At 73.0% G+C, this 14176-nt stretch carries 11 protein-coding genes; 3 read left to right on the plus strand and 8 right to left on the minus strand.

From position 1 onward, the window contains the following. Positions 1-19: 19 nt before the first annotated feature. Complete coding sequence (locus tag Drose_RS34865; protein WP_260729925.1) at positions 20-2116, plus strand: RecQ family ATP-dependent DNA helicase; 2097 nt, start codon at positions 20-22, stop codon at positions 2114-2116. Between the two features lie 121 nt (positions 2117-2237). Here Drose_RS34865 and Drose_RS34870 read toward each other — a convergent pair whose 3' ends face one another. The 5 genes from Drose_RS34870 to Drose_RS34890 all read right to left on the minus strand — a co-directional run bounded on the left by Drose_RS34870 (position 2238) and on the right by Drose_RS34890 (position 10830). Then, the gene (locus tag Drose_RS34870; protein WP_260725459.1) at positions 2238-3599 is read right to left on the minus strand and encodes a hypothetical protein; all 1362 of its coding nucleotides are present in this window, start codon (positions 3597-3599) and stop codon (positions 2238-2240) included. A 144-nt stretch (positions 3600-3743) separates the two neighbouring features. After that, positions 3744-5144: a serine/threonine-protein kinase gene (locus Drose_RS34875; RefSeq protein WP_260725460.1), complete on the minus strand. Its 1401-nt coding sequence runs from the start codon at positions 5142-5144 to the stop codon at positions 3744-3746. 70 nt (positions 5145-5214) lie between these two features. Continuing rightward, on the minus strand, positions 5215-5424 hold the full coding sequence (locus tag Drose_RS34880) for a hypothetical protein (RefSeq protein WP_260725461.1): 210 nt from the start codon (positions 5422-5424) through the stop codon (positions 5215-5217). A gap of 267 nt (positions 5425-5691) precedes the next feature. After that, positions 5692-9738 carry an AAA domain-containing protein gene (locus Drose_RS34885; protein ID WP_260725462.1) on the minus strand — a complete coding sequence of 1349 codons (4047 nt, stop codon included), beginning with the start codon at positions 9736-9738 and terminating at the stop codon, positions 5692-5694. Between the two features lie 132 nt (positions 9739-9870). After that, a complete protein-coding gene (locus Drose_RS34890) occupies positions 9871-10830 on the minus strand; it encodes a LysR family transcriptional regulator (RefSeq protein ID WP_260725463.1) in 960 nt (319 codons plus the stop codon). Positions 10831-10995: 165 nt separating this feature from the next. Between Drose_RS34890 and Drose_RS34895 the strand changes: the two genes are divergently transcribed. Further along, a complete protein-coding gene (locus tag Drose_RS34895; protein ID WP_260725464.1) occupies positions 10996-11646 on the plus strand; it encodes a DUF998 domain-containing protein in 651 nt (216 codons plus the stop codon). Beyond that, positions 11643-12494 (plus strand): SDR family NAD(P)-dependent oxidoreductase, encoded by an 852-nt coding sequence (locus Drose_RS34900; RefSeq protein ID WP_260725465.1) that lies wholly within the window; start codon positions 11643-11645, stop codon positions 12492-12494. Before Drose_RS34895 ends, Drose_RS34900 begins: the two co-directional genes overlap by 4 nt. On the opposite strand, the gene Drose_RS34905 is transcribed toward Drose_RS34900, so the two are convergent. The 3 genes from Drose_RS34905 to Drose_RS34915 form a co-directional block, all read right to left on the minus strand. After that, positions 12453-13154 (minus strand): NRDE family protein, encoded by a 702-nt coding sequence (locus Drose_RS34905; RefSeq protein ID WP_260725466.1) that lies wholly within the window; start codon positions 13152-13154, stop codon positions 12453-12455. The two genes, Drose_RS34900 and Drose_RS34905, sit on opposite strands and share 42 nt — an antisense overlap. 87 nt (positions 13155-13241) lie before the next feature. Continuing rightward, positions 13242-13472 carry an EAL domain-containing protein gene (locus Drose_RS34910; RefSeq protein ID WP_260725467.1) on the minus strand — a complete coding sequence of 77 codons (231 nt, stop codon included), beginning with the start codon at positions 13470-13472 and terminating at the stop codon, positions 13242-13244. Positions 13473-13598: 126 nt separating this feature from the next. Continuing rightward, positions 13599-14084: a winged helix-turn-helix transcriptional regulator gene (locus Drose_RS34915; protein WP_260725468.1), complete on the minus strand. Its 486-nt coding sequence runs from the start codon at positions 14082-14084 to the stop codon at positions 13599-13601. Positions 14085-14176 lie beyond the last annotated feature (92 nt).

Genomic DNA, 14176 nt, shown 5'->3' on the forward strand with positions numbered 1-14176 from the left:
CATACCCGGTTGCTAGCTTCTGGGTGTGCGTCAGGAAGCGTCTGTTGTTCTGAAGAAGCTCGCTGGTCCTTCCGCCGAGTTGCGGGAGGACCAGTGGGTCGCCATCGAGGCCCTGGTCGGCCGGGGCCGCCGGGTGCTCTGCGTGCAGCGCACCGGCTGGGGCAAGTCCGCGGTCTACTTCGTGGCGACCGCGCTGCTGCGCGCCCGCGGCGCCGGCCCGACCGTGATCGTGTCGCCGCTGCTCGCCCTGATGCGCAACCAGGTCGACGCCGCGGCGCGGGCCGGCATCACCGCTCGCACGATCAACTCCGCCAATCTGGAGGAGTGGGACGAGATCACCGCGGAGATCACGGCCGGCGCCGTCGACGTGCTGCTCGTGAGTCCCGAGCGGCTCAACAACCCCGACTTCCGCGACAACGTCCTGCCCAAGCTCGCCGCCACCACCGGCCTGCTGGTCGTCGACGAGGCGCACTGCGTCTCCGACTGGGGTCACGACTTCCGCCCCGACTACCGGCGGCTGCGCACCCTGCTGCTCGACCTGGCCCCCGGCACGCCCGTGCTCGCGACCACCGCGACCGCCAACGCCCGGGTCACGGAGGACGTGGCCGAGCAACTCGGCGACGCCCTGGTGCTGCGCGGCTCCCTCGACCGCGAGTCCCTGCGGCTGGGCTCGCTCACGCTGCCCTCGGCCGCGCACCGGCTCGCCTGGCTCGCCGACCACCTGCGGGACCTGCCGGGCTCCGGGATCATCTACACGCTGACCGTCGCCGGCGCGCATGAGGCGGCCGCCTACCTGCGCGGCCAGGGCTACGAGGTGGCGGCCTACACGGGCCAGTCCGAGGACAGCGACCGCCGCGCCGCCGAGGCCGATCTCCTCGACAACCGGATCAAGGCGCTCGTCGCCACGTCGGCGCTCGGCATGGGCTTCGACAAGCCCGACCTCGGTTTTGTGGTGCACCTGGGTGCCCCGTCCTCCCCAATCGCGTATTACCAGCAGGTGGGCCGCGCGGGCCGGGCCGTGCGCAAGGCCGACGTGCTCCTGCTGCCCGGCACCGAGGACGCCGCCATCTGGCGATACTTCGCGTCGCTGGCCTTCCCGCCGGAGGAGCAGGTGCGCGCCGTCCTCGACGTGCTCGCCGCCGCCGACCGCCCGCTGTCCACGGCCGCCCTGGAGCCCCGGGTCGAGTTGCGCCGCAACCGGCTGGAGCTGATGCTGAAGGTCCTCGACGTCGACGGCGCGGTCCGGCGGGTGCGCGGCGGCTGGGAGTCGACCGGCTTCGTGTGGGAGCACGACACGGCGCGCTACGCGCGGATCTCCGAGGCCCGGGCGGCGGAGCAGGAGTCGATGCGGCAGTATGCGGCGCTGACCTCGTGCCGGATGGAATACCTGCGCTCGCTGCTCGACGACCCGGCGGCGGCACCGTGCGGGCGCTGCGACAACTGCGCCGGGGCCTGGTATTCGACCGAGGTGTCGGGTGACGCGCTCGCCGGCGCCCGGGCACACCTGGGCCGGGCCGGCGTCGAGATCGCTCCGCGTCGCATGTGGCCGACGGGCCTGTCCGCCGTCGGTGTGCCGTTGTCGGGCAAGATCCCGGCCGGCGAGCAGGCCCTGCCGGGCCGCGCGATCGGCCGGCTCAGCGACCTGGGCTGGGGCGACAAGCTCCGGCGCCTGCTGGCCTCCCCCGACGGCCCGGTCCCCGACGACGTCTTCGCGGGCGTCGTCGCCACCCTGGCCGAGTGGGCGAAGGGCGAGGACCGCTGGCCCGAGCGCCCGGCCGGTGTCGTGGTGGTCGGCTCGCACAGCACCCCACGGCTGGTCGAGTCGCTGGGCGAGCGGATCGCCGAGGTCGGCCGCCTACCGCTCCTCGGCACGGTCACCCCGAGCGCCTCGGCGGACGGGGCGTCGCGCACGAACAGCGCCCAGCGCGTCCGCGCCCTGCACGCCGCCTTCACCGTCCCTCCGTCGCTCGCGTCCCGCCTGCCCACGCTGACCGGCCCGGTCCTGCTGGTCGACGACCTGGTCGACAGCGGCTGGACCATGGCGATCGTCGCCCGCCTGCTTTGCCAGTCCGGCGCCGCGGCCGTCCTCCCGTTCGCGCTGGCGTTGTCCGCCTGACATCGGCTCCCGACGCACAGCTTGTCGCGCGTCGATCTTGCAGTTGTGGTGCCTGACAAACCAGGCATTCAGGGAGTGTCCCGGCACCACAACTGCAAGATCGACCCAGCAAGGGGAGGCGCTAGTCGACCAGGCGGAGCGCTACCGTCGGGGCGTCCAGCAGGACCGACGCCGGCTCGGAGCCGACCACGGTCTGGAGACGGTGGTCGCCGATCACCAACTCGACGCCCGTGTACAGCTCAACCGAGTCCCATCCATCCAGTTTGTACGACTTGCGATACAACCGTTCGGTCTCCTCCTTGATGTCGGGAGCCGAGCGCTTCCAGATGACCGTGCCGTTGTCGCTGGTGTCGGTCACCACCAGGCGGTCGCCGTCCACCGCCAGCTTCACGTGCTCCTTGGCGATCCACGCCGCGGCGGCCTCGTGCAGCCAGGAGCCCACGGAGACGTCCTCGGGACCGGCGGGCTCGCGGCCGACCACCACCGGGTGCTCGGAGCTCACCACGAACCGGCGTCGCGCCAGGTCCTCCACCACCACCGCCACCGCGAAGGCCCGCGGGCGGGGGCCCACGTCCTTGAGCGGCTGGCCGTGACGAGGGCAGGCGGGAACGCCGGCACGCATCCTCGGCACCGGCTGGCCGATCTTGCGGAACCGGCCGAACGCGGGGCAGTCGGGCTCGCCGCACTGCCACTCGCGGGCCATCAGCGCGGCACCGACGCCGCTCGGCTCGGCCCTGGTGAAGCGGCGGCGCACCACCCGCGTGCGGCCGAAGCGCTGGGAGCCGCGAGCCTTGAACGACTGCGGCCCGGCCTTGCCGTCCGCGGCCGCCGCAGCCGCGGGAGCCGGCGGGGAGCCATCGGCATCCGCCGCGGACGACGACGACGGGGAAGGGGCCGGTGACTCGTCAGCGGAGGCGTCCGCCGAGGGCGGGTCGACCGGGATGATCGGCAGTGTCGCCTTGCCCATGACCACCAGGCGTTCCTTGCCGTCCTTGGGCGGGACGGGCTCACCGGCGGGGTTGAGCACCGCGCCGCCGGCCCGCGGGATCAGCCGGAGGATCCGCTCGGGGCTGTCGGCGAGCCAGGGGAACCGTGTGGCGTACTGCGGCACGTCCCGGACCACGATCAGGGGAAGCCCGGTGAAGTCGGCGATCTCGACGGGTCGGTCGGCCACCACCGGCGTGACCTCGATCAGGCCGTCGTCGGCCCAGCGGCCCAGGACCATGCGCTCCTTCGACGTCAGCGCCGACTCGGAGAGCACCTCGCGGCCCACCACCGGATAGAGCATGACGCCCGCGTCGATCAGGTAGCGACTCAGCGCGTCGATCGCCATGCCCAGACGCAGCAGGTTGATCGGCCGACCCCCGTCGAGGGCCATGAACCTGGCGACCTCCGCCAGGTCCACCACGGCCTGCGCGAGCGTGACGTCAGTCGTCAGCCGCTGCTCGATCGTGTCCATGACCCGGCTGACCTCGAACCGCACGGCGCCTCCTACCTTCCGACCCCGACACCCTATGGGCAATCGGCCCGCCAGAGGGCCGGACGCCACGAGGATCAGGACTTGTGTACCAGCCGGGAAGGTTGCACGCCATAACCTACAAACTGAAGATCACCCTACGAAAAGGATTCAGTCATCGTCGTCCTTGTCCTTTTCCTTGGGCTTCTTCGGGCTCTTGCCGGAGGAGCCGCCCGACGAACCCTTCGATGAGCTGCTCGAAGAACCACCCGAGGAACCACCCGGTGTGGCCACCCGGGTGATCACCGTGGCCGCGGCGATGAGGACCTGCTGGCAGCCGGTGTCGTTGAGCGCGAAGCCGGTCGGCAGGGCCTGCGGGACGCGGTAGGAGCCGGTGACGGAGAACCGCTGCTCGGCGCCGGGTGCGATCGCGGAGGTACCGATGACCCGCACCGTGGTGCCCTCCTGCTGCCAGCTACCCGGGCCGACCGAGCCGACCGTCTGGCCGTCGGCTAGCTGGAACGTCAGCGCCCAGCCCTGGACGTCGGCGGCTCCGGTGTTGGTCAGGCTGAGATCGGCGGCGAAGGCACCCTTGCTCTCGCTTTGCACGGTGTACCGGACGAGGCAGTCGATGCCGGGCGACGGCGCGGCCGTCTCCGTGGTGTCGGGGGTGGCGGCGGCCGCGACCAGGTTCGGATCGCTGTCGGCCGACGCCGGGTTCCAGGCGGCGCAGCTTCCGGCGCCGCCCAGTGCCAGCGCGACCGCGCCGGCGGCGACCAGCCGGCTGCGGGTCAGGGCCGGGTGCCGGTGGAGCGCCAGGATCGGGCGGGTCGGCGCCGACCGCTGCAGCACGGAGGCCATCTCGGCGGCCGTGGGCCGGTTCTCGGGCCACTTCGCGAGGCAGCGGAGAATGGCGGACGCTACGGGCCGGGGCAGGCTGACCTCCGGCGGCAGGGGCGCGGGCCGCACCTTGTTGTGCGCGTTCAGGACCTCGGTGGTCGTGTCGCCCGCCCACGGCAGCCTGCCGGTCAGCATCTTGTAGAGGACCAGGCCCAGCGCGTACACGTCGGTGGCGGCGGCCGTCGGGAGCCCGCGCAGGCGTTCGGGCGCCAGGTAGGCGGGCGTGCCGAGCAGCTCGTCGTGCTGATCGGTGGTGTCGCCGGCCACCGCGGAGATACCGAAGTCGACGAGCTTGGCCCCACCCTCGGTGAGCATGACGTTGGCCGGCTTGACGTCGCGGTGGACCAGCCCGCGGGCATGGACGGCGGCGAGCGCCGAGGCGAGCTGGGCGCCCAGTCGCATCGCCTCGGCCGCGGACAGCGCGCCGGTGGCGAGGCGGTCCTCGAGCGAGCGGCCGGTGACCAGTTCCATGACCACGAACGGCGCGCCGTCGGGCGTGTGGCCGAAGTCGTGGACGGTCGCGATGTGCGGATGGCTGAGCAGCGCCGCCGCCCGCGCCTCGGTCTGGATTCGCCGCCGGGAATCCGGGTCGGCGAGCAGTTTCGGCGCGAGCAGCTTGACGGCGACGGCGCGCTCCAGCACCTCGTCGTAGGCGCGCCACACCACCGACATGCCGCCAGTGCCCAACACTTCGATCAGCCGATACCGGTCCACAACTCTGTGATGCCCAGATTCACATCAGTCACACCAGCATCCCGACCGGCTCCACGGGACGTGCGCGCTCGTCGACGGCAACCGCGCCGAGGGCATCCCGCAGGGAGAGCACGGGCTCGATCTTCTCGTACAGCAGCAGGACGACGTCGCCGGGCCGGGCCAGCGCCAGCGCGGCGGGCACCGCCTCCCCGACGGTGCTGACGTCGACGCAGGTCGTGGCCGGTGCGACGCGCAGCAACGTCCCGCGGCCCGGGTTCTCGGCGCCGCCGAAGGACCGCAGCCGCTCGGCGAGGCGGGCGGTGGCGACGCCGAGGCACCGCGCTGGGCCGGGCTTTCGCTCGCCGTGGCGATCAGGACGATGTGCGCTTCGGTCCCCCCCCCCCCCCCCCCCCCCCCCCCCCCCCCCCCCCCCGCGTCGATCTTGCAGTTGTGGTGCCGGGACACTCCCACGATGTCCGGGTTTGGGGGGCACCACAACTGCAAGATCGACGCGGCGAAAAGGGGGCTAGTCGGGGGGCGGGGTCGGGGTCCTGGCGTCCGGCAGTGCGGCCGCCAGGGCCGCGTTGATCCGTGTGCCGCCGCGCTTGAAGCCGAGTTCCTTGCGGGCCTCCTCGACGACCTGTTCCTCGGTGCGCAGCAGGGTGTCCGACTCGATCCAGCGGATCAGGTCGACGAGCAGCGCGTGCGGGTACTCCCCGATCGGCCGGCCCGGCGCGAACACCGGCCGGGGCAGCGCACGGGTGTCGTCCGCCGGCGGCGCCTCCTCGACCGGCGGCCGCAGCACCACGGTCGGCTCGTCGGTGCGCTTCGCGTCGGCGACGGCCACCGCCTCGTCGAACGCCGCCCGCGCCCGTGCGGTCTCCGCCACCGGGTCGGCGAACCAGTCCGTCGACCAGATCCGGTGGAACCGCCAGCCGAGCCGCTCCAACTGTTCCTGCCGCAGGCGGTCCCGGTCACGGGCGGTGGAGGAGGAGTGGTACGTCGCGCCGTCGGCCTCGATCGCCAGCACCATCTCCTCGGGGCGCCGGGGGTGCGCGCAGGCGAAGTCGATGAAGTACCCGGCCACGCCGAACTGCGGGGTCACCGGGACGCCGGCCGCGGTGAGCCGCTCCCGCACGTCCTGCTCGAACGCGTTCAGCGCCGGCCGGTCCACGGCCGCCGACCCGAGCGAGGTGCCGCCGGACTCCGCGTACTCGAGGTACGAGCGGAGCAGCCGCACACCGTCGGCGGTGCTGCGGGCCGGGTCCATGTCGGCCGCGGTGAACGAGCTGACCAGCGTCATGCGCCGCCGCGCCCGGGTGACGGCCACGTTGAGCCGCCGCTCGCCGCCGGGCAGCAGCAGCGGCCCGAAGCGGTAGAGCAGCCGGCCGGCCGAGTTCTTGCCGTAGCCGATCGACAGGATCACCGCGTCGCGCTCGTCTCCCTGGACCCGCTCGAGGTTCTTGACGAAGAACGGCTCACCGGCGGTCTCGCTGAAGAACGTGTGCAGCTCGGATCGGGCGGACAGCGCCTTGCGCAGCGCCAGGTCGATCCGCTCGGCGTGGGTGATGCCCATGGTGATGACGCCGAGGGACTCGTTGGGCCGCAGTTCCGCGTGCTGTAGCACCAGCTCCACGACCCGCTGGACCTCGGCGTCGACGCTCTCGCCGTCGCTGAACCCGTCGACGTGGACGTGCTGGAGCGAGCCGGTGCCGGCGATGCCGGGGAAGGTGACGAGTGAACGGTCGTAGATGTACGCGTTGGAGAACCCGATCAGCCGGTCGTCCTGGCTGCGGTAGTGCCAGCGCAGCAGGTACGCCGGCAGCAGCGCGGTCAGCACGTCGAGGATCGACTCGAAGCCGGACGTCAGGGACAGGTCGATGGAGCCGTCGGCGTTGACCCCGAGCGGGTCGGCGGCCGTGCCCTCCTCCGCCGCGGTGAAGAACGACGTGGGCGGCAACTGGTGCTCGTCACCGGCGACTACGACCTGGCGCGCCCGCAGCAGGGCAGGCACCGCGTCGGCCGGGGTCACCTGGCTGGCCTCGTCGAACACGACCACGTCGAAGAGTTCGGCCTGGGCCGGCAGCAACTGCGAGACGACGAGCGGGCTCATCGCCCAGCACGGCCGCAGCGCGGTGAGCATGTGCGGCGCGGCGGCGAACAACTGGCGGATCGGCAGGTGGCGGCGCTTGAGGTTGGCCTGGTGCTCGACGAGGCGGCTCTCGTCCGGGTGTTCGTCGCGGGTGCGCGTGATGTGCTCGGCGACGGCGCGCAGGACGCGGGTCGCGGTCGCGTCGATGTGCCGCCGGTCGGCGTCGCGAAACTCGACGACGGTCCGCGTGTGCAGCGGCCCGTCGAAGGCGCCGATGCGCGGGTCGGTGAAGTTGAGGTGCTGGAGGATCGAGGCGTTCCAGCAGGCGTCGAAGACCGCGCCAGTGAGGTCGGCGTCGGGGTGGCGGCTCCGCAGGTCGGCCACCAGCGGGTCGAGGCCGAGCGCCGTGAACGCGGCGCCCAGCTCGTTGAGCCGGGGCACGCGCCGCAGTGTGCGCTCGTCGCCGGCGAGTCCGGCCACCACGCGGCCCAGCCGGTCGAGGTCCATCGACGGGAGGGAGACGCGAGGCACGTACGTCGAGAGCCGCGCGACGGCCTCGTCCAACTGGTCGAAGACGGCCCGGGCGCGGCCGAGCTCGGCGGGCAGGCGCGGCCCCGGCCCGCCGTCGGCGGCCAGCCGGGACCACTGCTCCCGCTGGGCGAGCGCGGCCGAGAGCCCGGCGAAGAGCTGCTGCCGGCTCGGCGTGCCGGGGCCGCGCCAGAGCGCCGCCGCCTGCTTGCGCAAGCGGCGCCGGGTGAGCCAGCCGGCGTCGGTGCCGGGCCGGCCGGCGTGCTCGCGCCGCCATGCCCGGTCGGCGACCGACGCGATGTGCGGTGGCAGGTCGGAGCGGAACACGTCCTCGCGGAACTGGGCGAAGGTCGCCGCGACCGCGTCGAGGAAGGCGAAGCGCTGCCGCCAGCCGGCGAGGTCGGCGGGCGCGTGCAGGCCGGTGCCGTCCCGCACGTACCGCAGCGCCGGGCGCGCCGCGGGCAACGTCTGCTCGGCGAGCCGCTCGGCCAGGTCGAACGCCGTCTCCGCGTCCTGCGGCGTGCGCACCTCGGCGCCGATCCAGCCGGACTCCTGCCCGCTCAGCGTGAACCCGCCGAGCGTCGCGTAGTCGCGCAACTGCTCGCGGACCCGCCGCGCGGTCGTCCCGTCGAGCGCGGTGAGGACGTGCCCGCGCAGCCGGACCGCGGTCATCGGCCACACCACGGAGGAGAGCGCCATCAGGGTGTTCTGGCACTGGTACGCGCTGATGCCCCACGGCTCGCGGGCGCGGTGCAGCGCGTCGTCGTGGTCGTTGAGCGTGGCCCGGCGGGCGGTGAGCGTCTCGTGCAGCGCGCCGAGGTCCGGCTGAGCGATGCGGGCGGCGGAGTCGAAGGCGGCCTTGAGGTCGGCGGCGACCTTGCGCCGCGAGGTCGTGCCGTCGTGCACGTCCATCACGAGATTGCCCAGGCCACGCCGGTTGAGCCGGTCGGTGACGGCGGTGATCGCGGCCCGCTTCTCGGCGACGAAGAGCACCCGCTTGCCCCGCGCGACGAGCGACGCGATGAGGTTGGCGATGGTCTGGCTCTTGCCGGTGCCGGGCGGCCCCTTGATGACACTGTGCTGCCCGGCCAGCACGGCGTTGATGGCGAAGTTCTGGGACGAGTCGGCGTCGAGGACCAGGAACTCGTCCTCCGGCGGGATCAGGTCGGGATCGCGCGGCTCGATGCCGGTCACCGGGCGCAGCGCCGCCTGGGCCACGCGGTCGCCAGCGATCGCGGCGATGACGTCGTGGCCGACGAGCACCGGCGCGGCGACCCGCAGGTCGGTGACCATCGGCAGCTTCGCGTAGGAGAACGTGCCGAGCACGAAGCGCGGGCTGACCGCAAAACCGCGGACCCGGCCCGAGGCCTCCTTGACGAGCCGCTCGTAGAGCGGCTGCGGGTCGAACCCCGCGGTGTAACTGACCAGTTCCTCGAGCTCGTCGGCGTCGACCCGGACCCCGAAGTCCTCTTCGAGCCGCTGCAGCAGTGTGGGGTTGAGTTCGAGATCGCCGGCGAGCGTGACGTCGAAGTCGTCCTCGGCGGCGCCTCGGGCGCGCAGCACGGCGGAGCGCAGCAACACGGGCGCGGCCGGCGCGGCACCTCCTCCGGCCGGGACGCTCCAGGTGGCGCTGCCGATGGCCGCGAAACAGGTCTCGATGCCCCGCTCCTCGGCGAGCTCCCGGGCCTTGTTCCGGATCGTGCGGGCCCGCTTGACCGCGGCGGAATGCTGGTCCGGGGACGGGAAGAGCTGGCCGAGCGGCATGGCGCGCCCGCCGAGCAGCGCCTCGACCGCGACCCGCTCGGCCCCCGAGAGGTCGAGGGTGCCGGCCTTGAGGTCGCGGTAGTAGAGCAGCGTGTTGCGCCCGCCCAGGTCGATGAGCTGTGACCGCCACCGCCGCGCGGCGGCCTGGACGAGCTCCACCCGCGAGTCGCCGGTAGTGGTGTCCTCCACGGCTGGAGGGTAACCCCCGCCCACCCCCACATGCGTTGATCTTGCAGTTGTGGTGCCCACCAAACCCGGACATCGTGGGAGTGTCCCGGCACCACAACTGCAAGATCAACGCATGTGGGGGTGGGGGTGGGGCTACCGGGCCAGGGTGCGGTGGTCCGGGTGGCGGCCCAGCCAGGCCGAGTAGCGGTCGTTCCTGCGCACCGCGTCCGCGTACGCCTCGATCGCATAGGCCCAGACCTGCCCGGCGACGTCGGCCGCCGGGCCGTCGGGGAGCCAGCCGATCATCTGCCGCCAGTGCAGCGGCGCACCCACGATGGGCGCCGTCACCAGGCCGGCCATCGGGCGCAGCGTCGCCTGGCACAGGCCGACGGCGTCGCCCGACTCGATCAGGTCGATCGCGCCCCGCACCTCGGTCTCGAACAGCACCTTGGGCGTGAACCCCGCCCGGGCGCACGCCGCCGCGTGGCAGGCCGAGAAGCAGCCGTCGCCCGGCGCGGCGACCCACTGCGCGTCGGCGAGCTCCGCCAGGTCCACCTCGTCACGGTCGGCGAGCACGTGGTCCTCGGGCAGCAGCAGGAACACCGGGTCGGCGGCGACGACCCGCCAGGCCAGGCCGGTGATCACGGGCGGCGCGTCGCCGCAGGCGCCCACCAGCACGAAGTCCAGCTTGCCGGCCAGTACCATGTCGCCGAGCTCCGCCGCCGACCACGACGCGTGGGTGCTCACGTGCGCGTCCGGGTGGTTGGTGGTGAGGCGGTGGACGAGCCCGCCGAGGATCGGGCCGTTGACCGCACCGATCCGATAGCGTCCCGCCGTCCCTGCCGTGCTGGCCAGCCGCGTCGCCTCGTCCTGCAGGCCCTTCACCGCGGGCAGCAGCACCCTGGCCCGGGCCAGCACCAGCTCGCCGAGCGCGGTCGCCCGCGCGCCGCGCCGGTCACGCTCGAACAGCACGCCACCGAGCGCCCGCTCGATGCGCTGCAACTGCGCCGTCAGCGCCGGCTGCGCGAGCCCGAGGACCGACGCCGCCTTGGTGACGCTGCCGGCGTCGGCGATCGCACAGACGACCCTCAGATGCCGCAGCTCCAGATCCATACAGTGACGGTAGGGCGTCGGCGGGATAGGTAGAAGACCTCAAGGCATCGAGAGTTGCCATTTCGCGTCCCGCCACACCATCGAAACATCTCACTCCTACCGGAAGGTGCCAGGTGGGCATATAGCCGTTCTACGGATCGGCCAGGCTGTCACTAATCTTGAGTGGTGCTTGATCTCCGGCGCTGGTGTGCGGGCCTGGCCACCGCGGCCGCCTGCCTGGGCGCCGTCGGGCTCGCCGGCTCCGTCGCCGGATCGGCCCCCTTCCGGTACGTCAGCGAGTCCGGCGTCGCGGGCGCTCCGCACGCCGGGCTCTACCGGGCCAGCATGCTGCTCCTGGCGGCGTCGCTGGCGCTGCTGGCGGTGCCGGCGCGGCACACGCTGACCTTCCCCGTCCGGATCGGCGGTCTCGTGCCGGCCCCCATGGCGGCGGTGTCCGGGCTGGGCGGCCTGGCACTGGCCGCCGCGGCGCCGCTCGCGGGCCTGTCCGGGCTGGTGACGTGCAGCCCCGGCTGCCCGCTTCCGCCGTACGAGGCGCCGACGGCAAGCGACCTCGTCCACGCCGCCGGAGCGATCGGCGCCCTGCTGCTGTTGGCGCTGGTCATGCTCCTCTACGCCGCCCAGCCCGACGCCACCGCGCTGCGCCGCGCCGGGCGGTTCGGCATCCTGGTCGCCTACCCGCCGCTGGTCCTCTCCGCGGCCGGCATCGCGCTGCTGGGCCGGGGGCTGTTCACCGGCCTCATGGAGCGCGCCGCCCTGGTGGCGGTGTCGGTCTGGCTGGTCATGACCGCCGTCCTTCACGTCCGCGACAAACCGTGACCCGAACGGTGGTGGTGACCGGGGCCAGCGCGGGCATCGGCCTCGCCGGCGCGAAGCAGTTGGCCGCGCACGGTGACCGGCTGATCCTTCTGGGCCGCGACGAGTCCCGCCTGGCCGTTGCCGCCGAGGTCGTACGAGCCGCGGGCCGCCACCGGCCGATCGCGATCCGGGCGGACTTCGCCGACCTGGCCCAGGTCCGGGCGGCCGCGGTCCGGATCCGCGACTCCTGCGACCGCGTCGACGTGCTGGTCAACAATGCCGGCGGGCTGTTCGGCGGGGTCACCGGGCACGGCCACGACCGGGCCATGCAGGTCAACCACTTGGCCGGCTTCCTCCTGGCCCACCTGCTGCTCGACCGCATGCGCCGCACGAGCGGCCCGCCGTCCCGCCTGATCACGACCGCCTCGCTGGCCGAGGCGTGGGGCGTGCTCGACGTCGACGCCCCGATGCGCAAGCGGCTCCTGCACCGCAGCCGGTGGCTCGCCTACGGCTCGTCCAAGCAGGCCAACATCCTGTTCACGCTGGAGGCGGCCCGGCGCTGGACCGGCTCGGGCGTGCTGCCGCTGGCCTTCTTCCCCGGCCTGGTGCGCAGCCGCTTCGCGTCGACGAGCCCGCTGTTCATGCTGGGCAAGCTCGTCCCCGTGCTGTTCACGTCCCCGGCGCGGGCCGCCGACACCCTTACCTGGCTGGCGACGGCCCCCGAGTCGGCGCTGGTGCCGGGCGGCTACTACTTCCTGCGGCAGCCGTTCGCGGCCACCGCGAGGTCGACGAGCCCGTCCCGCGCCGAGCGCCTGTGGAACGCCTCGCTACAGGCTGCCGGGGAGTGGGATCTCCCGCCAGACCGCTGACGGGCCCGGGTTGGCGGTGAAGTCGTAGCGGACGCCGGGCTCGCCGATGGCGATCAGGGCGGCCGAGCCCGAGCCGTATTCCAGGCCGTCGACCTCCCGGCGGACCAGGATCGGGCGTTCGGCGGCACCGGTGAACTCGCCGCCGGCCAGCAGGCCCACCCAGTCGCCCCAGGCATCGGCGGTGGCCGGGCCGGGCTTCGGGTTCGGGGTCGCGGCCAGGCGCAGCGGCGCGAAGTCGTTGACGTCGATGCCCTGGTTGACGATGACGTGGTCGCCGGGCTCCAGGAGCCGCCGCTCGATCGACCCGCCGTTCCACGAGATCACCTCGACCTCGGTGGGCTCCGCCCGTACCAGATGAAACGCATCGAACGTGCGCAACACCTCGTCGTCCGGAACAGTGCCCAGGGGCAGCGCCCCGCGGGTCGGGCGGTCACCCTGCGAGGGCAGCGGCGGGAAGCCGTTGAGCACGGCGTTGACACCCGGGCGGGCGGGGTCGACGGCGAGCCACGTGCCGCCGCCGGTGCTGTCGCGGCCGCCGAACCGGCCCGGCCAGTGTTCGGCGGGCGGCTCCCAGGGGCGGGCCAGGTATTCGTCGCGGACCGCGGCGAGGAGGACGGGCCACGGACTGCCGGGGTTGAACCGGAGGAGCACGGTGCACATGCCCGAACGTTATGCGCCGCCCAGCATCGGCACACGGGCGGCCAGCCATTCCGCGAAATCGTCCGCCGGCAGCGGCTTGGAGATGTGTTAGCCCTGGAGCAGGTCGCAGCCCTCCCGCCGCAGGTGGCTCAGGGTGTGCTCGTCCTCGACGCCTTCGGCGACGACCATCAGGTCGAGTGCGTGGCCGAGCTGGACCGCCGAGCGGACCACGGCCCGGTCCCGGTGGTCGACCGCGATCCGCTGGACGAACGACCGGTCGATCTTCATCTCGTGGATCGGCAGCTCGCGGAGGCGGCCGAGCGAGGAGTTCCGCTGCACGGAACGTGACAGGCGCCACCGCGGAGGCGTGCCTGCCGGCGCGATCCGTCGTCGGGCCGCACGACTCCATCATGGGAAAGATCTGGCTATCGGGGCAGCCACATCTTTCCCATGATGGAGTCGCGCTCACGGGGTCGGCACCGCGCGGCGGCGGGCGCCCGGGCCGGGCTGTGGGCGCACGTCGCGCGGAGGGATCTCGGTGTGGCCGGCCTCGCAGACCAGGACGGCGTGGACCTCGGCGCCGCAGTCGTGGTGGACGGTCGCCAAGGGCGGGCCACCCGGGTCGGCAAGATAGCGGTCGCCCCACTCGCGGACCGCGACCAGCAGCGGGTAGAGGTCGAAGCCCTTCTCGGTGAGCCGATACTCGTCGCGCGCCCGCGCGCCGGGCTCCCGATACGGAACACGGCGCAGCACGCCGTTTCGCACCAGCATGCCGAGCCGGTTGGTCAGCACCTGGCGGGGGATGCCGGTCCGCTCGCGCATATCGTCGAACCGGAAGATGCCGTTGAAGACCTCCCGCAGGACCACAACCGTCCAGCGCTCACCGAGGATCGCCATCGCCCGGCCGATGGTGCAGTTTTCCACAGACCACTCGAGTGCGGCGGGTCTCATGCGCCCAGGCTATCCCACCTGAGTCTGGTTGACAGATCCAGCAGGGACACGAGCGCCTGAGTCCACATGCGATTCGCGCTGATGAGGGTATG

It is taken from the genome of Dactylosporangium roseum, from assembly GCF_025264685.1.
GTDB classification, from domain to species: Bacteria; Actinomycetota; Actinomycetes; order Mycobacteriales; family Micromonosporaceae; genus Dactylosporangium; species Dactylosporangium roseum.

Coding starts and splice junctions, on each gene's coding strand:
- Drose_RS34915 (WP_260725468.1), bottom strand. CDS start 14,084: ATGAGACCCGCCGCACTCGAGTGGTCTGTGGAAAACTGCACCATCGGC.
- Drose_RS34905 (WP_260725466.1), bottom strand. CDS start 13,154: ATGTGCACCGTGCTCCTCCGGTTCAACCCCGGCAGTCCGTGGCCCGTC.
- Drose_RS34875 (WP_260725460.1), bottom strand. CDS start 5,144: ATGTCGGTGGTGTGGCGCGCCTACGACGAGGTGCTGGAGCGCGCCGTC.
- Drose_RS34890 (WP_260725463.1), bottom strand. CDS start 10,830: ATGGATCTGGAGCTGCGGCATCTGAGGGTCGTCTGTGCGATCGCCGAC.